Below are 20,482 nucleotides of genomic sequence, written 5' to 3'. Positions count from 1 at the left end.
AAATGGATATTTAATACGATTCTTATTATGACGGAGGATAGGGACGCTATGCCGGCGACCGGACATAATAATTACGCTTCGTCGTTATAACGGAAGCCGGTATGGCGTCGTCTCTATTGTGTTATTTTTTTCTTGTTTTTCCCGCACTCTTCGCTTTTTTAACCGCACTTTTTTCTTTTTTCGGTTTTCCTTTGTTTTTCGGTGCGGAAAGTGCGGTCTGTTTTGCCCGGGTTTTTGCCGTTTTTCCCGGACGACGCGGTTTGCGTTCGCCGGCAACTAAGGAGAAATCCACCTGACGATTTTCCAGATTCGCCGCTTCCACCCGCACGCGAACTTTATCGCCCAGCCGATAGAGCATACCGCTGTTTTCGCCGATTAATCGTTGTCCCGCCGCGTCATATTGATAATAATCGTTATCCAATGTGGAAACGTGCACTAAGCCGTCAATAAACAGGTCATCCAAGCGCACGAAGAAACCGAAACCGGTGACGGACGATATAATGCCGTCGAATTCTTCGCCGATATGATCCTGCATATATTCGCATTTCAGCCAGTCGGCGACTTCCCGCGTGGCGTCGTCGGCGCGACGTTCCGTCATGGAGCAATGTTCGCCCAGTTCCGCCATTTCGTCCGTATTGTAATGATAACCGCCGGATTCCGTGGTTCGTCGACTGCTGCCCTTGGCTTTGGCGAGCAGATATTTAATGCCGCGATGCAGGGTTAAATCCGGATACCGACGAATCGGCGAAGTAAAGTGGGCGTATTCGTCCAGCGCCAGCCCGAAGTGTCCGATATTGTCCGGTTCGTACATGGCCTGGCTGAGAGAACGCAGTAACATGGTTTGAATCAGCTCGGCGTCGGGACGTTGCTTCACTTGATTCAGCAATTCTGCGTAATCATTGGTGTTCGGTTTTAACCCGCCGCCCAAAGATAAGCCCAGTTCGGCCAGAAAGGTACGGAACGCCGTGAGTTTTTCTTCGCTCGGGCCGGCGTGAATGCGGTACAGTGCCGGTTCTTCATGGCGTTCCATGAAATTCGCCGCAGAAATATTGGCTAAAATCATACATTCTTCGATGATTTTATGGGCGTCGTTGCGTTCCACCGCTTCGATACGCTCGATTCGTCCCATCTCATTGAAAATAAATTTGCTTTCGATGGTTTCGAAATCAATAGCTCCCCGTTTATGACGGGCGTTCAGCAAAGTCTTGTACATGGCGTGCAATTCTTTGATGTGCGGAACCAGTGCAGCATAACGTTGGCGCAATTCTTCGTCGCCGTCTAAAATTTTCGCCACTTTGGTATAGGTCAGGCGTGCGTGGGAATTCATTACCGCTTCATAGAATTGGTAAGCTTTCAGTAAACCCTTTTCATCAATTTGCATTTCGCATACCATGCACAGGCGATCCACCTGCGGATTAAGGGAACACAATCCGTTGGATAAAATTTCCGGCAACATCGGCACGACACGGTTCGGGAAGTAAACCGAGTTTCCGCGGTTACGCGCTTCGCTGTCCAAGGCGGTGCGTAAACGCACGTAATAACTGACGTCGGCAATGGCCACCCATAAACGCCAGCCGTTTTTTTCTTTACGGCAATATACGGCGTCGTCAAAATCGCGAGCGTCTTCGCTGTCAATGGTGACTAACGGCAGATCGCATAAATTAACGCGTCCCGCTTTCGCTTGCTCCGGTACTTCCTCGCTGAATTTTTTAACGTATTTTTCAACCGCAGGCGGGAATACGTGAGGAATATCGTAGTTACGTAACGCGATTTCCACTTCCATGCCTTTCGCCATGTTATCGCCCAGAATTTCGATAATTGCGCCTACGGGCTGGCTTAAATTAGCGGTGCGCGGTTTCAGTTCCACCACTACAACCTGTCCCATGCGCGCACCTTTGCGATCTTCGTTCGGTACCAGAATATCGCGTGAAATACGGCTGTCGTCCGGCACCACATAACCGATACCTTCTTCCAGGAAAAAACGACCGACAATTTGTTTTTTGCGGTTTTCCAGTACGCGTACGATACGCACTTCCTGACGGCCTTTTCGATCCAGTGCGGTAGGCTGGGCAAGCACAAAATCGCCGTGCATGACACGCTGCATTTGGGCGTTGGGAATAAACAAATCTTTTTTGTCCGTCCGCCCTTCGATTTGTAAGAAACCGTAACCGTCACGGTGTCCGATTACCGTTCCTTTGAGTAAATCCAGTTTTTCCGGCAACGCATAACGTTTCCGCTTGGTAAATACCAGCTGTCCGTCGTTTTCCATCGCACGTAAACGGCGACGTATCGCTTCGGTGCGTTCATCGTCTTTAATAGCGAAAATTTTCAACAGTTCTTCGCGACTCACGGGTTGATTCTGTTCGCGAATGATTTGCAGAATAAAATCCCGGCTCGGAATAGGATTTTCATATTTCGCCTGCTCTTTTTGATAATTCGGATCAAGATGAATGGAATCCGTAAGTGCGGTCATTTTTTTTACTGTTTTTTTGCCTGCCATGAGATTTTCCTCGTTGCAAATGAATAGGGTAAGTTTGACAGTTTGGTCAGGCTAAAGCAAGAAAAATCCCGGCGAGTACCGGGATTGTAGAGTTTAAAGCAATTCCACCGGAATTTTTACTACCAGTTTTTTGATAGTACCGCTTTTTTCACCGACATTACAGCACGGTTTATGCGGTTCGTAGGGCAGAAAAACGGCAAACATTTTAGGGCGTAAAACCAGCTCGCTTTTGAGTTCGATGTCTTTGCCCGCCAAGGTCAGCTGGTAATCGCTTTCTTCGTTGTAAGGTTCGTAATCCGCCGGATTTGGGGCGGTGACGCCGAATTCCATTTTTTCTTCACCGGAAATCAGCACCTGAATATCAAGATATTTTCGGTGAATTTCAGATTTACGCGCTTCGGCGGGTTCGCTTTCCACTTCCATCACGTTCATGAAAATACTGTCGGTAATGTCGTGACGGCCGGTTTGTAACGCGGCTAAATCAAGGGTGTTTAGGTAATCGCAGGTTTCCGCAATCACTTTCGGTAAACCGTGTTTAAAATCAGAGCGGGTTAAATCACCAAATAACATAAAAAAGTCCTCCGTTTTTGACCTCACTTTGCGAAAGTTAACGGGGAGTGTAATACGCAAAACCGGAAAGAACAAGGATTTACAAATAAAATTACCAATCGTGTTAAAAGGCGAGTATAATATGCCAGTTTTATTTTCCGTATTAGCGTGCGGCTACTAAAAGGGCGTTCGGCCCGCATTCGAGTGCGGTCGTTTTTGAGCGCATTTTTAATAGTCGCAATTTGGAAGATAAAACACTTAATCTATTAATTTTAAAAGGAAAAAGTTGTGAATCCAATTGTAAAACAATTTAAATACGGTCAACATACCGTAACATTGGAAACCGGCGCTATCGCCCGTCAGGCAACGGCGGCGGTGATGGCAAGTATGGACGATACTACGGTGTTTGTTTCCGTGGTAGCGAAAAAAGAGGTGAAAGAAGGTCAGGATTTCTTCCCGTTAACCGTAGATTACCAAGAGCGCAGTTATGCGGCAGGTAAAATCCCCGGCGGTTTCTTCAAACGTGAAGGTCGTCCTTCCGAAGGCGAAACGTTAATTGCACGTTTAATCGACCGCCCGATTCGTCCGTTGTTCCCGGAAGGTTTTTTAAACGAAATTCAAATTATTGCGACAGTGGTTTCCGTTAACCCGCAAATCAGCCCTGATTTGGTGGCAATGATCGGCGCTTCGGCGGCGCTTGCATTATCCGGTGTGCCTTTCAACGGCCCGATCGGTGCGGCGCGTGTCGGTTTTATTAACGATCAGTTCGTATTAAATCCGACCATGGCGGAACAAAAACAAAGCCGTTTGGATTTAGTGGTCGCGGGTACGGATAAAGCGGTGTTAATGGTGGAATCCGAAGCGGATATCTTAACTGAAGAACAAATGTTGGCTGCGGTGGTGTTCGGTCATCAGCAACAACAGGTTGTGATCGAAGCTATTAAAGAATTGGTGAAAGAAGCGGGTAAGCCGCGTTGGGATTGGGTTGCGCCGGAACCGGATACGGCATTAATCAATCAAGTGAAAGTGATTGCAGAAAGCCGTTTGGGTGATGCGTACCGTATCACGGAAAAACAAGTGCGCTACGAACAAATCGACGCCATTAAAGCGGATGTGATTGCGCAAATCACGGCTGAAAACGAAGAGGTGAGCGAAGGTAAAATCGTTGACATTTTCACCGCGCTGGAAAGCCAAATCGTACGCGGGCGTATCATTGCCGGCGAACCGCGTATCGACGGTCGTACCGTTGACACTGTGCGCGCCTTAGATATTTGTACCGGCGTGTTGCCGCGTACTCACGGTTCGGCCATCTTTACCCGCGGAGAAACTCAGGCGTTAGCGGTGGTCACCTTAGGTACGGAACGCGATGCGCAAATTCTTGACGAATTAACGGGCGAACGCCAGGATACTTTCTTATTCCATTACAATTTCCCTCCGTATTCGGTAGGTGAAACAGGTCGTGTAGGTTCGCCGAAACGTCGTGAAATCGGTCACGGTCGTTTGGCCAAACGTGGTGTGGCGGCCGTAATGCCAAGCATTAGCGAATTCCCGTATGTTGTGCGTGTGGTGTCCGAAATCACCGAATCGAACGGTTCTTCATCAATGGCATCCGTTTGCGGTGCGTCATTGGCCTTAATGGATGCCGGCGTGCCGGTTAAATCCGCGGTAGCGGGCATCGCCATGGGCTTGGTAAAAGAAGAAGATAAATTCGTCGTGCTTTCGGATATTTTGGGTGATGAAGACCATTTAGGCGATATGGACTTCAAAGTAGCGGGAACCCGTACCGGTGTGACCGCACTGCAAATGGACATCAAAATCGAAGGTATCACGCCTGAAATTATGCAAATCGCCTTGAACCAGGCAAAATCAGCGCGTATGCACATTTTGGGGGTAATGGAACAAGCCATTGCGGCACCGCGTGCGGAGATTTCCGAATATGCGCCGCGTATTTACACCATGAAAATCGATCCGAAGAAAATCAAAGACGTAATCGGTAAAGGCGGGGCGACTATTCGTACTTTAACCGAAGAAACCGGTACTTCGATCGATATTGACGATGACGGTACGGTAAAAATTGCCGCAATTGACGGTAATGCGGTGAAAGAAGTGATGGCGCGTATTGAAGAGATTACCGCCGAAGTGGAAGCAGGAGCGGTTTATACCGGTAAAGTCACGCGTCTGGCGGACTTCGGTGCGTTCGTTGCAATTCTGGGTAACAAAGAAGGTTTGGTTCATATTTCTCAAATCGCAGAAGAACGAGTTGAGAAAGTGAGCGATTATCTCCAGGTCGGTCAGGACGTTCAGGTTAAAGTAGTGGAAATCGACCGTCAGGGACGTATTCGTTTAACGATGAAAGACATCGTGTCCAAAGCTGAAAACGCCGACGCGCAAACTGACATTGTTGAAGAATAATTTGTAAAATCCGACCGCACTTTGATAATTTGGTACAAAGTGCGGTCATCTTTTCGAATTTTTATCCTAAGGCATTCTTAAATGGCACATCTGAAACGGTTTTTAAACGTCGGTTTATTTATTCCGGGTTTATTCGTTTTACTGCTTGCGGGCTGTACAAGCAGTACCGGAGTGTTCGTGTCCAAAAATAAGATTGTGCTGGCGGAACAATATCCTAATGTGCATTTTGAACAGGAAGTGATGATTGCACGCATCAGCCAAATACTGATTATAGGACAAATGTCGCATGAGGAACGCGCCGATTTACATTTTGAGCGCGGCGTACTTTACGACAGCTTAGGGCTTTGGGGAATGGCTCGTTATGATTTCACTCATGCCCTTGCACTGCAACCTAGAATGGCCGCAGTGTATAATTATTTAGGTTTGTATTCGTTATTAGATGAAGATTACGACAGTGCGTTGGAATCGTTCAACGTAGTGCTGGAATTAGATCCCGATTATGAATATACCTATTTGAATCGAGGTTTGGATTTTTATTACACAGGGCGTTATAACCTTGCGGCACAGGATTTTCATCGTTTCTATCAAGCGAATATTCAGGATCCTTACCGCGTATTATGGATTTATTTGAACGAACTGAAATTTAAACCGAGCGAGGCAAGACAGAATTTAGTCAATCGGGCGGAAACCCTTTCGACTGAATATTGGGGAACCTTTATCGTCCAATATTATTTGGGCAAACTTTCCGAGCAGGATTTATTAGACAAAGCCAAAGTCTTTGTAGATCCGCAATCTCCTGAATATGCGGAAATTCTGACGGAAACCTACTTTTATCTGGCAAAACAAAAACTCAATACAGGCGATTTGGATGAAGCGGAAACCTTGTTCAAATTGGCGGTGGCAAATCAGGTGTATAATTTTGTTGAGTATCGTTTTGCATTGTTTGAACTGGATAAGCTGAAAAAAGCCGATGCCGGCGAGCAAACGGAACCGATGTCGGACGCTTGGAAAGCGGCCGGTATTTTCGCGGATTAGATCATCTATTGGTGATACTCGCGATAAAGTGCGGTGGAAAAAAACAAAATTTTAAACGTTAGTACGGCTAACGAGTATAAAGTTTCGACATGATTCTTTATTTCGTGGCGTATCTTTAAAAACTTTTGCGGTTTGTAATTGCAAAAAATTATACACATGAAAGCCGATTGAGCTTTCCTTACATACAATCTGAGTATTTTAATGACTGAAACTAAAATTACCTTTGGCGACTTAGGTCTGCCTGACTTTATCCTTTCTGCAGTTTCGGAAATGGGTTTTGAATCACCTTCTCCTATCCAGCACGCCTGTATTCCGCACCTTTTAGAAGGTCGTGACGTGCTGGGTATGGCACAAACCGGAAGCGGTAAAACCGCCGCTTTTTCTTTGCCTTTATTGGCGCAGATCGATAGTGACGAAAAATATCCTCAAATGTTGGTGATGGCGCCGACGCGCGAACTGGCAATTCAAGTGGCGGATGCCTGTGAACAATTTACGAAAAATGCGAAAGGTATTCGTATCGTTACGCTTTACGGCGGACAACGTTACGATATTCAACTTCGTGCGTTACGCCAAGGCGCCCAAGTGGTGGTGGGGACGCCGGGTCGTATTCTGGACCATATCAAGCGCGGTACCTTGGATCTTTCCGCGTTAAAATTTATCGTGTTGGATGAAGCGGACGAGATGTTACGTATGGGCTTTATCGACGATGTAGAAACCGTGATGGCGGAATTGCCGGAACAGCACCAAACGGCATTGTTCTCGGCCACTATGCCGGAACCGATTCGTCGTATTACCAAACGTTTTATGACGAATCCGCAGGAGGTTAGAATCCAATCGACCCAACGTACTAATCCTGATATTGCTCAAAGCTGCTGGTATGTACGCGGTTATCGTAAAAATGAGGCATTATTGCGTTTTCTGGAAGTGGAAGATTTTGATGCCGCTATTATTTTCACCCGTACCAAAACAGGCACATTAGACGTTACGGAATTATTGGACAAACACGGTTTCCGTGCCGCCGCATTAAACGGTGATATGACCCAACAGGCGCGTGAACAAACCCTTGATCGTTTACGTAACGGCAGTTTGGATATTTTAGTGGCGACGGATGTGGCTGCCCGCGGTTTGGATGTGGAACGCATCAGTTTGGTAGTGAATTATGATATTCCGTTAGATGCCGAATCTTACGTACACCGTATAGGCCGTACCGGGCGGGCCGGTCGTTCCGGCAGCGCTATTTTATTTGTGGAACCGCGCGAACGTCGCTTGTTAGGCAATATCGAACGTTTGATGAAAAAACCGATTGAGGAAGTGGAATTGCCGAACCATGAACGTTTGCAAGCCTGCCGCCGTGCCAAATTTGTGGCGAAAATCACCAAACAGCTTGAACATCACGATTTAGAAAAATACCGTAGCTTATTGGAAGATTTGTTTACCGCAGATCAGGATCAGGAAGACATTGCCGCCGCTATGTTAATGTTGTTACAAGGTAAACAAAAATTGATTTTGCCGCCGGATGCGCCGATGCCGAAACGTAACGAACGCCGTGAACGGGCTAATCGCTCCCAACGTTCTGATGAACGTCGCGGTTACGGGGTACCGAAATCGATGGATTTGTACCGTATCGAAATCGGTCGTTCCGATGGGGTGGAGGTGCGTCATATTGTGGGTGCGATTGCCAATGAAGGTGATATTAACAGCCGCAATATCGGTCATATCAAATTATTTGATGATTATTCCACTATCGAATTACCGCAAGGCATGCCGAAGCAATTACTGCGTCATTTCGAAAAAACACGCGTACTGAATAAACAAATGCAAATGTCTTTCGTTCGTGAAGTTCAAAGCGGAGAACGCGCCGAACGTTTCGAACATCGCGACGGTAAGCGTCGCGCTAATGAGCGTTTCCATGAACGGGGAGAGCATCGTTTTAATGATCGAGGTTTTAAAGGCGACCGTAAATTCGGCGGAAAATTTGACCGCACTTTTAAAGACGTCGGTCGCAAAGAATTTCGTGAAAAAGGCTTTAAAGGCAGTCGTCACAGCTAATGCTAAGAGATAAAAAGGGGAGCATCCGCTCCCTTTTTTATATCTGTTAACCGGTAAAACCACTTTCCGAAAAGGCGGTTTTTATAATTAATGACGTAATTCCGATTCATTTTCCTGCAGACGAATTTTACCGTAGGTTTCGGTTAAATCCGGGCTGAAATTGATTTTCTTCAATTCAGGCACCACATTGGATTTCACCAACATACGCAGCGGCTGGAATTGCATGTTGCACATATAAAGTTGTTGATGGGGCAGCATATGTTGCACAAACCGGGTTAAGGCGTGAATGCCCCCGGTATCCAACACGTTCACGGCTTCACATTGCAGCACGATATGTTTGATTTCGCGATCCGTATGTACGGTTTTGTCATGCAGTTCCGCAAACAGATTATCCGCCGCAGCAAAGAATAACGGACCGCTGATTCGGTAAACCTGTACATCGGTTAAATCGTCCGGATGTTGCATTTCAATAGATTTTGTCATTTCGGCAATGGTTCGGATGAAGAGTAAGCTTGCCAACAAGACGCCTACGGAAATGGCAATAACCATATCGAAAATTACGGTGAGCAGAATACAAATCACTAGCACCGCGATTTCGTTTTTGCCGGAACGGCGCACCAGAGAAATGATATTATGGATATCCGCCATGTTCCATGCCACCATTAACAGTAATGCCGCCATTGAAGCTAAAGGCAGATAGGACAGCGCGTTGGCGAAAATTAACAGGGATAGCAGTACCAAAATCCCGTGGATAATACTGGCGACAGGCGAAACCGCGCCGGCTTTAACATTTGCCGCCGAGCGGGCGATCGCCGCCGTCGCCGTAATTCCGCCTAAAAACGGCGATAGGATGTTGCCGATCCCTTGAGCCAATAATTCATTATTGGAATGGTGTTTAGTGTCTGTCATATTATCCAGTACCACGGCGCATAATAAGGATTCGATGGCGCCGAGAACCGCCATAGAAAACGCCGCAGGCAATAAAGTCTGTAAAGCGGCGAAATCCCAATTAATGACTTCTCCTTGCGCATTAGGAATATTCCACGGCAACATAAATTGCGGTAATACGTTCGGAATACCGTTACCTACGGTACCGTCCGACAGCGTATAGGTGAAAGCGGAACCGATGGTGGCGACGTTCATACTGTAATAACTTAAGATTAATGCCAAAATAGTACCCACGATCACCGCCGGTAAATGTCCCGGAACAGGTAAGCGCAAACGACGCCATTGGGTTAACACGACAAGCGTAACTATTCCCACAACGGTATCCGGCCAACTGATTGTCGGTAGTGCGGTGAAAATAGTTTGTACTTTGTCAATATAATGGGAAGGCATTGACGGAATGGTTAAGCCGAGAAAATCTTTAATCTGCAATGTAGCGATGGTAATGCCAATCCCGCACGTGAAACCCAAAGTAACGGGTAGCGGGATATATTCGATTAAACGCCCCAAACGAAACAGCGCCATAATAATCAGAATGAGGCCGGAAAGCAGAGTTGCCATCAATAAACCGCCCAAACCGAATTGCTGGGTGATCGGATATAAAATCACTACGAATGCGGCGGTCGGTCCCGAAATATTGAAGCGGGATCCGCCGATAACCGCGATTAAAACGCCCGCTACGATAGCGGTATATAATCCGTGTTGCGGCGGTACACCGCTGGCAATGGCCAATGCCATAGAAAGCGGAATGGCGATAACGCCGACAGTAAGTCCCGCGATAATATCTCGAATTAAATGTTGTTTTGTGTAACCTTCACGAAACGTGTCTTTTAACGCGCTAAAAGGTTTCACGGCGAGAAAAGCATTTTTGGTTAAAAACCATTTATTTAGCATAGTAATTCCTGAACGAGAAAAAAGTGCGGTTATTTTACTCTCAATTTTTTAAAAAATTCATGCGTTAGCTCAATAAATTTGAAAAAAGACTGGACGGAAAGCCGATAAATTCTTATAATCTCGCCCGCTTCGTTGTTGTAAGGATTTTGTTCCGTACAAAATCGCAACAAAACGATAAAACGGAATTTATTCTGTATCCAACATGGTGAGATGTCCGAGTGGTTGAAGGAGCACGCCTGGAAAGCGTGTATACGGGAAACTGTATCGGGGGTTCGAATCCCCCTCTCACCGCCATTCAATATTAATTCCATTCATATTTATTCCGAAATTCTTTCATTTGTTTCCGGTTGAAATCTTCTTTATATTTACCGTCATTCCGGTTTCACTTTGATAAGGTTACTGAGATTCTTGGGTTCCCTTACCCCAAGTTTTAATAAAAAGGATTGGTCATGACCCGTAATTCTACAATTATTACCCATAAGCAAAAACGTAACGCATTAATTCTACTGACTTTTTTTCATATTTTTATTATTGCGGCAAGTAACTATCTGGTGCAGATTCCCTTCGAGATTCGTTTACCGTTAACCGCATTAGGGGCGGCCGAAGATTTTAGTTTTCACAGTACTTGGGGAACGTTAACGTTTCCGTTTATTTTTCTGGCGACGGATTTAACCGTGCGGGTGTTTGGTGCAATGTCGGCGCGACGAATCATATTTGCCGTGATGTTTCCTGCGTTGGCGGTCAGTTATGCGGTTTCTACTTTATTTTCGGACAGTCGCTATCAAGGGCTGCAGGCGCTGGCGTCATTTAACGGTTTTGTGTTTCGTATTGCCGTTGCCAGTTTCAGCGCATACGTGTTCGGGCAGTTACTGGATGTGTTAGTGTTTAATCGATTGCGAAAATTAAAAAACTGGTGGATAGCACCTAGCAGTTCAATGATTTTCGGTTCTATGGCGGACACGTTTATCTTTTTTGCGGTGGCGTTTTATGCCAGTACCGATCCGTTTATGGCGACGCACTGGATGGAACTGGGTTTTGTGGATTATTTGTTTAAGCTGTTTGTCGGCATCATGTTATTTGTGCCGGCTTACGGCGTGGTATTGAATTTTATTTTACGCAGGATTTTGTAACGGATTCGGCTAAATCGGTCTGTTCGGTAAGTGCGGTTAAAAAACATTGTTTTTATGACCGCACTTTTTTAAGCCTTAATCGCAGTAAAAAAGGAGTTGATATGCATTTAAGAGAAAAAATTGATAGTAGCCCGATGTCCGCTTATCAATGGATGATTGTGATTATGGCGGCCATTATGAACCTGCTTGACGGTTTCGATGTGTTGGCGTTGGCCTTTACGGCGACCAATATCCGCAATGAATTCGGTTTAAGCGGTGAACAACTCGGTTATTTGCTCAGTGCGGGGTTGTTCGGGATGACGGCGGGATCGCTGTTTTTGGCACCGGTAGCGGATAAAATCGGGCGGCGTCCGTTATTACTGATTGCCGTTGCTTTGTCCGCCGTAGGAATGTTGGGTTCGGCGTTTATCCAATCTCACCATACGTTGGCATTCTGGCGTGTAGTAACAGGCTTGGGCGTCGGCGGAATTTTGGTGGGAACGAATGTTTTAACCAGCGAATATTCCTCTCGTAAATGGCGTAGTTTCGCTATCAGCGTATATGCCGCCGGTTTTGGCGTCGGTGCGGTGCTGGGCGGAATGTTTGCCATGACGTTACAGGCGGAATACGGCTGGCGTTCGGTTTATCTGGCGGGATTTGCGTTGACGGCCGTTTGTCTGTCGGTACTGGTGGTCTGGTTGCCGGAATCTATTGATTTTCTCATGTCCAAACAACCGCATAATGCACAGTGTCGATTAAATAAAATTGCGAAGAAAATCGGCTTGGCAGGCGAATGGAGATTACCGGAAAAATCAACTTCCCCTACGCACAGATTACCGATTAATCAATTATTCAACGGACAATACCGTCGTTCGACCGGATTAATCTGGGTCGCGTTCTTTGCTATTATGTTCAGTTTTTATTTTGTCAGTTCATGGACGCCGGCATTGTTGAAAGAAGCGGGAATGACTACGGAACAAAGTGTCAGCGTAGGTATGATGATTTCGTTGGGCGGAACTTGCGGTTCTCTCTTTTACGGATTACTCGCCAGTCGTTGGTCGGCACGCAAGGTCTTGATTTTGTTTACCTTATTATCTGCCGTATTTGCCGTGATTTTCATTTTGTCCGCTTCCGTTTTATGGTTAGCCATGGTGTTCGGTGTGTTGGTCGGTGCCTTGATGAACGGCTGTATCAGCGGACTGTATACCCTCAATCCAAGCATTTACGACGCGGACATCCGAAGTACGGGAGTGGGTTGGGCTATCGGTGTCGGAAGAATCGGTGCGATTCTGGCGCCGATTATCGCCGGTACGTTACTGGATGCCGGTTGGGAAAAACAAAGCCTGTACGAAGGGATTGCCTTGGTGTTGTTGATTTCAGCGCTAGCATTGGCATTATTGAAAATTCGTACGGTGGTACAGTCCGCACAATAAAATACCGTTATTTTTGACCGCACTTTTCCGCATCTGTAAAGGCCGTATCCGGCTGAATACGATGCGGATTTTTCACTTTTTTGCCGGGGATGGTTTTTTCTGTTGGAGCGGGCTGTTGTTTAAGGGCTTTTGCATAGCCGAGCGGTAAAGCGATAGTTTTTGCGCTAAAAGCGCTTGATGCTCTTCCAATTCCTGCTGTTTTCGCACCAGATTTTCATAATGGGCGAGCAGAATTTCATAACGCTCGGGAATGGTTGAATCGCCCATGTGGCGTAATCGGGCGTATTCTTTGATTTGTATTAAGGGCACATCCATTCGTTTCAGACGAAGAATAAACTCCACCCATTCCAAATCGCGGCCGCTGTAACGGCGATAACCGTTAGCATTCCGTTCCGGCATTAGTAATCCTTCTTTTTCGTAATAACGCAAAGTATCGGCGGACAGTCCTGTTTTCGCCGAAAATTCTTTAATTTGCATAAAATAATCCTTGTCTTGGCGTAAAGTTCATAGTTTACCTTGCTTGAGTCATGTTATAAACAAGTAAGGAGTTATGCTAAATGATCAAAATTGAACGGAGCGCGGATTAGCGAAATGACGGGAAATTGACGATGAAGGGAAAAGCAAAAAACTTGTGGAAAGCGTAACGGCTTCCCACAAGTTACGAAAAATTATTTCATTTTTTCATTGGTTAACAGTTTGCCTTTGAATTCGCCGGTTAAAGAATTTAAGAAGGAAACGATGTCGTCAAGTTCCGCATCCGAAAAGTCTTTGTTGCTTTGGTAATGCCCCATTACGCGAACCGCTTCTTTAAGATCTTTGGCCGTCGCATCATGCAAATAAGGTGCGGTTAACGCCACGTTACGCAGAGTCGGCACCTTGAAGCGGTGCATGTCGTGAGGATCCTGGGTTTCGGCGAATCGTCCTTTATCCGCATCCGTTAATTCGGTACCGCGGGCTTTGAAATAATCGTCATAGATTCCCATATATTCAAAAGATTGCCCGCCCATTGCCGTGCCGGTATGGCAGGTATCGCATTTGGCGTCTCTGAATAATTGGTAACCGCGTTTTTGTTGATCGTTCAAAGCGTTTTGTTCGCCTTTTAAATAACGGTCGAACGCGCTGTTCGGTGTAATCAGTGTTTTTTCAAATTCACCGATGGCTTCCGTTACGGTTGCTTGCGTTAATTCAGGGAACACGGATAAAAATTCTTTTTTGAACGCTTCGTCCTGATCCAAACGGGCGATAATTTCATCCCAGTCTTTTGAGCCCATTTCCACCGGATTGGTCGGCGGACCGCCTGCTTGATCCGCTAAGGTTTTTGCGCGACCGTCCCAGAATTGCCATTTGTTAAATGCCGCATTGAATACGGTCGGAGCATTAATTCCGCCTTTTTTACCGTCGATTCCTTCGGAAACCGGTAAATTATCGACGCCCGCCTGAGCAAGCTGGTGACAGGTATGACACTGAATCGAACCGTCGCCGGATAAACGTCCGTCAAAATACAGTTTTTCGCCCAACGCCACTTTGTGCGGATCCGTCGGAATAGTGTCGGGAATCGGCTGTACTAAACGGTTTGCGTCGACACCTGCCGTATTTTTCGGTACAAAATGCGCTTCCCGTTGTTGTTTAATCCAATCCAATACTACTTGTTTTTCATTTTCGTCAGGACGACTTCCCCAGTGAACGTGCAGGAATTTCACTTCCGGCATTTCATCGTTACGCAGTACTTGTTCCAGTTTGGCTAAATCCGCTTCGGACAATTTGTTTGGATCTTTCATGCCGTCAAACATTTGATCCAAACGGAAACTGCGCAATCCTTTGCGAATATCTTCCGCCATCAGTTGTTTGGCTACCGGGAAAGAAGCATAACCCGGCAATTCCGCGCTCGGCGCATGGCAATATTGACAACCGTTGTCGAACATCACTTTAGCGACGGGCTTAAACTGCGTCGGCACATCTGTCGCGGCATAAAGCTTTTCCGATTGGGACTTATCGAAAAAATGGGCGTAGCCGACCATCGAAAAATATCCTACTGCGGCAATCCCGACCGCGGATAATAAATATTTTTTCATAGAGTCACTCCTATGTAGTAAAAAGGCGTGTGAATTATCTTATAAATCGTGTGGTTTTTGCTGATTGAAAAATCTATTAAATCAATAAGGGAAAACGATAAATGAACGCCATGGAAAGCGGAGGGAAAAGTGCGGTCGAAAAACGTAACGTTTTTGGTACATCGGTTTTTCCGACGGCTCCGAAAGCAAGATTATTTTCCGAAAATTATGAATCAAAACGAAGGATTTTTTACCGCACTTGGCAAATAAATTAATCGACGACACGTACCAATTCACGGATTAATGCCGTAGCGTAACTGCCGGCGGGCAGGAAGAACTGCAGACGTAATCCCGTCGGTTCGAATTGCCAGTTGAGATTTTGTGCCCGCATTAACAGCGGACGCCGCGCCGGCTTCAAATGTTCCCGCTTCATTAGAGTCAGTAGCGCTTGATGTTGTGCAACCACCTGATTTTCCAGCGCATTGGCGGATTGCGGCGGATCGCCGATAAGGGGAGCGGTAAGTAAAATGTCGTGATGTTCCAACCGCACTTGCAAGGCGTTTAAATCTTCTTTTTCATTCGCCTGAAACCAACTATGGGAACCGGCAAGTTGTAGAATATCGTTCGGCATCACTTGAGTGGCAAGTCCCATTTGTAAGCGGTCGGACACCACCAGATTAAATACTTCGCCGCGCGCGGCGGAAAGATAAAAACTGCGTTTTTTACGATCTTTCACCTGAATTTCACCCTTTGCCCAGCGCATGGCTTCGGTTAAATTATGTCCGTCCCGGCCGAAACGCTGTTCGGTAAAATAATTGGGAAAACCCAGTCGTTTAACCAGATTCAGGCGACGGTTGAGTTCCTCCGTCGCATCGGCATTACGCAGTAAAATATCGAAATGGTTACCCTGCAAACTGCCGGTTCGGATTTTACGGTTGTGACGCGTGACTTCCAGTATTTCGATGCCCTCAATACGGAACCGGCTGAAATCCGGCGTGGGTTTACCGGGCATGTGCAGACTGAACCATTGGTCGGTTATTGCGTTGCGATCCTTTAAACCGGCGTAGCTCATGTTGCGAACGGAAATGCCGCAGAATTTAGCTAACTGTTCGCCCGCCCAGATTGTGTTGGCGTTGGTTTTACGGATTTTCACCGCCGCGAATTCGCCGTCGCCGGATAACGGATAACCCAGTTCTTCCCGCACGATAAAATCGGTGGCTTGCTGTTTTAAAAGCGCGGTCTGTTCCGGCGCAGTTTGTAAATAGGCTAAATCTAACATTTTCTTGTGCTGCCTTATTGATAGGGATTTTGCAAAATTATAACGAAATTGACCGCACTTTGGAGACAAATCCGAAAGAGAATTTGCACTAAATTCTTGCGTCTGTCGATTGAGTTTAAAGCCTGTTTGATATAAACTATGCTCCCGTCTTGATACATTATATCAACTCTTTTTTACCCCCAACATTTTAGGTTCTTATATGGCTACCAATTATATTTTTGTCACAGGCGGTGTGGTTTCGTCATTAGGTAAAGGAATTGCGGCGGCGTCTTTGGCGGCATTGCTTGAGGCGCGCGGGTTAAATGTTACCATCATGAAACTCGACCCTTATATTAACGTTGACCCGGGTACTATGAGCCCGACCCAACACGGTGAAGTGTTTGTTACGCAAGACGGAGCGGAAACGGATTTGGATTTAGGGCATTACGAGCGTTTTATCCGAACCAAAATGACCAAACGCAATAACTTCACTACCGGTAAAATTTATTCCGAAGTGTTACGTAAAGAACGTCGAGGCGATTATTTGGGCGCCACTATTCAGGTTATTCCTCATATTACCAACGAAATCAAAGCGCGCGTGATTGACGGTGCGGCGGGTTATGATGTGGCGATTATCGAAGTCGGCGGAACGGTGGGTGATATCGAATCTTTGCCTTTCCTTGAAGCATTGCGTCAGTTAGCGGTGCAAGTGGGGCGCGAACGTACCATTTTCATGCATTTAACCTTAGTGCCGTACATTCCGACGGCGGGTGAAGTAAAAACCAAACCGACTCAGCATTCCGTTAAAGAATTGTTATCCATCGGTATTCAGCCGGATGTGCTGATTTGTCGTTCGGATCGCATGATTCCGGCGAACGAGCGTTCAAAAATCGCATTATTCTGTAATGTACCGGAAAAAGCGGTGATTTCCTTAAAAGATGTGGAATCTATTTATCAGATCCCGGCGTTATTGCAATCTCAAGGTTTGGATGAGTTCGTATGCAACCGTTTTCACCTGGAAGGCAAACCGGCGGATTTGTCGGAATGGGAACAAGTGCTTTACCGTCAGGCCAATCCGACGGGCGAAGTCACCATCGGTATGGTAGGGAAATATGTAGAATTGCCGGACGCCTATAAATCCGTTAACGAAGCATTGAAACATGCGGGGTTAACCAACCGGTTGACCGTTCACATTAAATATATCGACTCGCAGGATGTGGAAACCAAAGGCACGGATGTGTTGAAAGACCTGGACGGCATTTTGGTGCCGGGTGGGTTCGGTTATCGTGGCGTAGAGGGTAAAATTTTAACCGCACAATATGCCCGCGAAAACAATATTCCTTACCTTGGTATTTGTTTGGGAATGCAGACGGCATTAATCGAATATGCACGTAATGTTGCCGGTATGAAAGACGCTAATTCTTCAGAATTCGTAAAAGATTGCGCATATCCGGTAATCGGTCTGATTACCGAATGGCAGGATGCGGAGGGCAATGTAGAGCAGCGTTCCGAAAACTCGGATTTAGGCGGTACCATGCGCTTGGGCGCCCAACAATGTCATTTGATCGAAGGTTCTAAAGCACGTGAATTATATGGTAAAGAAACCATCGAAGAACGCCACCGTCACCGTTATGAAGTGAATAATACCTTATTGCCTCAAATTGAGGCGGCGGGCTTAAAAGTAACCGGTTTAAGTGCGGACAGAAAATTGGTAGAAATTATCGAGGTGCCGAATCACCCTTGGTTCGTAGCTTGCCAATTCCACCCGGAATTCACTTCCACCCCGCGCGACGGTCATCCGTTATTCGCAGGTTTTGTGAAAGCGGCAAAAGAAAATCAGAAAAAGTAGTGGTTTGATCAAAAGATCATAAAGTTTTGCAAGACAAAACGACGAAATACAGATACTATATTTGAGTTATATACCCATTTTAGATTAACTAAGAGGAAAACAAAAATGGCAAAAATCGTTAAAGTCATCGGTCGTGAAATTATCGACTCACGTGGTAACCCAACTGTTGAAGCGGAAGTGCATTTAGAAGGCGGTTTCGTAGGGTTAGCGGCAGCACCGTCAGGCGCATCCACCGGTTCCCGCGAAGCGTTAGAATTACGTGACGGCGATAAATCACGTTTCTTAGGTAAAGGTGTATTAAAAGCGGTTTCCGCAGTAAACAACGAAATTGCTCAAGCAGTAGTTGGTAAAGACGCATCTAACCAAGCCGAAATCGATCAAATCATGATCGACTTAGACGGTACCGACAACAAATCTAAATTCGGTGCGAATGCAATCTTGGCCGTGTCTTTAGCGAATGCCAAAGCGGCGGCAGCATCAAAAGGCTTACCTCTTTACGCGTACATTGCAGAATTAAACGGTACTCCGGGTCAATATTCTATGCCGTTACCGATGATGAACATCATCAACGGCGGTGAACACGCAGACAACAACGTGGACATTCAAGAGTTCATGATTCAGCCGGTCGGTGCGAAAACTTTACGTGAGGCCGTACGTATCGGTTCAGAAGTCTTCCACAACTTGGCTAAAGTATTAAAAGCTAAAGGTTATAACACCGCAGTCGGTGACGAAGGCGGTTTTGCGCCAAATTTAGGTTCGAATGCGGAAGCTTTGGCGTGCATTAAAGAAGCCGTTGAAAAAGCAGGCTATACGTTAGGTAAAGACGTAACTTTAGCGATGGACTGCGCGTCTTCCGAATTCTACAACAAAGAAACCGGTAAATACGAAATGAAAGGTGAAGGTCGTTCATTCACTTCTCAAGAATTTACTCACTATTTAGAAGAATTATGCAAACAATACCCAATCGTGTCTATCGAAGACGGTCAGGACGAATCCGACTGGGACGGTTTTGCGTATCAAACTAAAGTTTTAGGTGACAACGTTCAATTAGTTGGTGACGATTTATTCGTGACCAACACCAAAATCTTGAAAGAAGGTATCGAAAAAGGTATCGCGAACTCTATCTTAATCAAATTCAACCAGATCGGTTCATTAACCGAAACTTTAGCCGCAATCAAAATGGCTAAAGACGCAGGTTACACGGCGGTTATTTCACACCGCAGCGGTGAAACCGAAGATGCGACGATTGCAGATTTAGCAGTCGGTACTGCAGCAGGCCAAATCAAAACCGGTTCAATGAGCCGTTCAGACCGCGTTGCGAAATACAACCAATTAATCCGTATCGAAGAAGCATTAGGCGACAAAGCGCCGTTCTTAGGGTTAAAAGCGGTGAAAGGTCAAGCTTAATTGCTGATTGAGTTGATTAAAAACCGATAGAAAAACGACCGCACTTTTAAAGTGTGGTCGTTTCTTATCGTTCTTATTTTCGGACGGTTTCTAAAAATGCAATAAACGTACCTTTTTGCAGTTCCGATAATTCCGCCCATTTCTGATCGGATTCAGACATACTTAAATTATTAACTAAAGATTCATTCGGAAAACAGTCCTGAAAAAACCAGCTGATTGGTGTTTTTAAGAAAATGGCGATATCAATAAGATGCGCCACATTAATTTTACTTGCCCCACGTTCGTAACGGGATAACTGCTGTTGCGACAGATCTATATATTCCGCCAATTTTTCTGCGGAAAATCCCATTTCTTTCCGTTTTTGTTGAATACGTTGTCCAATCAGTTTATCTGCCTCAACTGCCAATAGCTGCGCCATTTTTTAACCTTTACTAAAAAATACTCATCTATTGATATTTTGTTGAATTTCTATCTTGAAAACAGCGTTATAGATGAGTAATAATACGTTTGTTTACTTATCTATAGATTGGTAAACATTAAATATACTTATCACTAAACTAAGGAACAAAATTATGATGAAAAAATTGCTTATTAGTGCATTGTTAGGTGTTGGAGTTTTGTTAACAGGTTGCGCAACTATCGTAGGAGATAAAACTCAGACAATTTCAATTAACAGTAATCCTGCCGGAGCAAATTATTCTATTCAGGATGAAACCGGCAAGGTAGTGCAAACCGGCGTTACGCCAGCAAATGTCATTTTGGAAAAACACGATGGTAGTTACTTTGGTAAGAAAACTTATAAAGTGACTTTCTCTAAAGAAGGTTATAAAGATAGTGAATATTCTTTATCAACCATGGCAAACGGAAAATATATTTTAGGGAATCTAGTGTTTGGTGGCTTAGTCGGTTGGTTTGTTGTCGATCCGTTAAATGGTGGAATGTATACCATTTCTCCAGAAACGGTAGATCAGGAATTAGAGAATAATTAAAA

At 45.6% G+C, this 20,482-nt stretch carries 15 protein-coding genes and 1 tRNA gene; 9 read left to right on the top strand and 7 right to left on the bottom strand.

The annotated features are described in order from the left end of the window. Positions 1–121 precede the first annotated feature (121 nt). Entirely contained in the window at positions 122–2,473 is a 2,352-nt protein-coding gene (gene rnr / locus ASUC_RS10665; protein ID WP_041834827.1) for a ribonuclease R, read from the bottom strand. 120 nt (positions 2,474–2,593) lie between these two features. Beyond that, on the bottom strand, positions 2,594–3,070 hold the full coding sequence (gene nanQ, locus ASUC_RS10660; protein WP_012073784.1) for an N-acetylneuraminate anomerase: 477 nt from the start codon (positions 3,068–3,070) through the stop codon (positions 2,594–2,596). A gap of 267 nt (positions 3,071–3,337) precedes the next feature. Here nanQ and pnp point away from each other — a divergent pair, with 267 nt between their 5' ends. The 3 genes from pnp (at position 3,338) to ASUC_RS10645 (ending at position 8,545) form a co-directional block, all read left to right on the top strand. Next, complete coding sequence (pnp, locus tag ASUC_RS10655; RefSeq protein WP_012073783.1) at positions 3,338–5,461, top strand: polyribonucleotide nucleotidyltransferase; 2,124 nt, start codon at positions 3,338–3,340, stop codon at positions 5,459–5,461. A gap of 81 nt (positions 5,462–5,542) precedes the next feature. Beyond that, positions 5,543–6,496 (top strand): lipoprotein NlpI, encoded by a 954-nt coding sequence (gene nlpI, locus ASUC_RS10650; RefSeq protein ID WP_012073782.1) that lies wholly within the window; start codon positions 5,543–5,545, stop codon positions 6,494–6,496. Positions 6,497–6,697: 201 nt separating this feature from the next. Next, positions 6,698–8,545, top strand: a complete 1,848-nt coding sequence (locus ASUC_RS10645) for a DEAD/DEAH box helicase (protein ID WP_012073781.1) — start codon at positions 6,698–6,700, stop codon at positions 8,543–8,545. An 87-nt stretch (positions 8,546–8,632) separates the two neighbouring features. On the opposite strand, the gene dauA is transcribed toward ASUC_RS10645, so the two are convergent. Beyond that, the gene (gene dauA / locus ASUC_RS10640) at positions 8,633–10,384 is read right to left on the bottom strand and encodes a C4-dicarboxylic acid transporter DauA (RefSeq protein ID WP_012073780.1); all 1,752 of its coding nucleotides are present in this window, start codon (positions 10,382–10,384) and stop codon (positions 8,633–8,635) included. 204 nt (positions 10,385–10,588) lie between these two features. Here dauA and ASUC_RS10635 point away from each other — a divergent pair. From ASUC_RS10635 to ASUC_RS10625, 3 genes are all read left to right on the top strand, one after another. Further along, positions 10,589–10,678, top strand: a tRNA-Ser gene (locus tag ASUC_RS10635). A gap of 155 nt (positions 10,679–10,833) precedes the next feature. Beyond that, positions 10,834–11,514, top strand: coding sequence for a 7-cyano-7-deazaguanine/7-aminomethyl-7-deazaguanine transporter (locus ASUC_RS10630; RefSeq protein ID WP_012073779.1), 681 nt, complete (start codon positions 10,834–10,836; stop codon positions 11,512–11,514). Between the two features lie 101 nt (positions 11,515–11,615). Next, a complete protein-coding gene (locus ASUC_RS10625) occupies positions 11,616–12,926 on the top strand; it encodes an MFS transporter (RefSeq protein WP_012073778.1) in 1,311 nt (436 codons plus the stop codon). 72 nt (positions 12,927–12,998) lie between these two features. Here ASUC_RS10625 and ASUC_RS10620 read toward each other — a convergent pair whose 3' ends face one another. The 3 genes from ASUC_RS10620 to truD form a co-directional block, all read right to left on the bottom strand. Beyond that, positions 12,999–13,403, bottom strand: a complete 405-nt coding sequence (locus ASUC_RS10620) for a MerR family transcriptional regulator (protein WP_012073777.1) — start codon at positions 13,401–13,403, stop codon at positions 12,999–13,001. Between the two features lie 191 nt (positions 13,404–13,594). Beyond that, complete coding sequence (locus ASUC_RS10615; protein WP_012073776.1) at positions 13,595–14,998, bottom strand: cytochrome c peroxidase; 1,404 nt, start codon at positions 14,996–14,998, stop codon at positions 13,595–13,597. Positions 14,999–15,248: 250 nt separating this feature from the next. Then, positions 15,249–16,256, bottom strand: a complete 1,008-nt coding sequence (truD, locus tag ASUC_RS10610) for a tRNA pseudouridine(13) synthase TruD (protein WP_012073775.1) — start codon at positions 16,254–16,256, stop codon at positions 15,249–15,251. A gap of 199 nt (positions 16,257–16,455) precedes the next feature. On the opposite strand from truD, the gene pyrG reads away from it, so the two are divergent. Then, a complete protein-coding gene (pyrG, locus tag ASUC_RS10605) occupies positions 16,456–18,084 on the top strand; it encodes a glutamine hydrolyzing CTP synthase (protein WP_012073774.1) in 1,629 nt (542 codons plus the stop codon). Positions 18,085–18,189: 105 nt separating this feature from the next. Then, positions 18,190–19,491: a phosphopyruvate hydratase gene (eno, locus tag ASUC_RS10600; RefSeq protein WP_012073773.1), complete on the top strand. Its 1,302-nt coding sequence runs from the start codon at positions 18,190–18,192 to the stop codon at positions 19,489–19,491. Positions 19,492–19,564: 73 nt separating this feature from the next. Here the strand turns inward: eno and ASUC_RS10595 are convergent, their stop codons facing one another. Continuing rightward, positions 19,565–19,909 carry a helix-turn-helix domain-containing protein gene (locus ASUC_RS10595; protein ID WP_012073772.1) on the bottom strand — a complete coding sequence of 115 codons (345 nt, stop codon included), beginning with the start codon at positions 19,907–19,909 and terminating at the stop codon, positions 19,565–19,567. A gap of 154 nt (positions 19,910–20,063) precedes the next feature. Between ASUC_RS10595 and ASUC_RS10590 the strand changes: the two genes are divergently transcribed. Next, positions 20,064–20,480 (top strand): hypothetical protein, encoded by a 417-nt coding sequence (locus ASUC_RS10590; RefSeq protein ID WP_012073771.1) that lies wholly within the window; start codon positions 20,064–20,066, stop codon positions 20,478–20,480. Positions 20,481–20,482 lie beyond the last annotated feature (2 nt).

The organism is Actinobacillus succinogenes 130Z, assembly GCF_000017245.1.
Lineage (GTDB): Bacteria > Pseudomonadota > Gammaproteobacteria > Enterobacterales > Pasteurellaceae > Exercitatus > Exercitatus succinogenes.
This window is presented reverse-complemented; position numbering and strand designations above follow the sequence as displayed.

Excerpts from the sequence above, each read along its gene's own strand:
- rnr (WP_041834827.1), bottom strand. The coding sequence starts at position 2,473 with ATGACCGCACTTACGGATTCCATTCATCTTGATCCGAATTATCAAAAA.
- nanQ (WP_012073784.1), bottom strand. The coding sequence starts at position 3,070 with ATGTTATTTGGTGATTTAACCCGCTCTGATTTTAAACACGGTTTACCG.
- nlpI (WP_012073782.1), top strand. The coding sequence starts at position 5,543 with ATGGCACATCTGAAACGGTTTTTAAACGTCGGTTTATTTATTCCGGGT.
- ASUC_RS10645 (WP_012073781.1), top strand. The coding sequence starts at position 6,698 with ATGACTGAAACTAAAATTACCTTTGGCGACTTAGGTCTGCCTGACTTT.
- dauA (WP_012073780.1), bottom strand. The coding sequence starts at position 10,384 with ATGCTAAATAAATGGTTTTTAACCAAAAATGCTTTTCTCGCCGTGAAA.
- ASUC_RS10630 (WP_012073779.1), top strand. The coding sequence starts at position 10,834 with ATGACCCGTAATTCTACAATTATTACCCATAAGCAAAAACGTAACGCA.
- ASUC_RS10625 (WP_012073778.1), top strand. The coding sequence starts at position 11,616 with ATGCATTTAAGAGAAAAAATTGATAGTAGCCCGATGTCCGCTTATCAA.
- ASUC_RS10620 (WP_012073777.1), bottom strand. The coding sequence starts at position 13,403 with ATGCAAATTAAAGAATTTTCGGCGAAAACAGGACTGTCCGCCGATACT.
- ASUC_RS10615 (WP_012073776.1), bottom strand. The coding sequence starts at position 14,998 with ATGAAAAAATATTTATTATCCGCGGTCGGGATTGCCGCAGTAGGATAT.
- truD (WP_012073775.1), bottom strand. The coding sequence starts at position 16,256 with ATGTTAGATTTAGCCTATTTACAAACTGCGCCGGAACAGACCGCGCTT.
- pyrG (WP_012073774.1), top strand. The coding sequence starts at position 16,456 with ATGGCTACCAATTATATTTTTGTCACAGGCGGTGTGGTTTCGTCATTA.
- eno (WP_012073773.1), top strand. The coding sequence starts at position 18,190 with ATGGCAAAAATCGTTAAAGTCATCGGTCGTGAAATTATCGACTCACGT.
- ASUC_RS10595 (WP_012073772.1), bottom strand. The coding sequence starts at position 19,909 with ATGGCGCAGCTATTGGCAGTTGAGGCAGATAAACTGATTGGACAACGT.
- ASUC_RS10590 (WP_012073771.1), top strand. The coding sequence starts at position 20,064 with ATGATGAAAAAATTGCTTATTAGTGCATTGTTAGGTGTTGGAGTTTTG.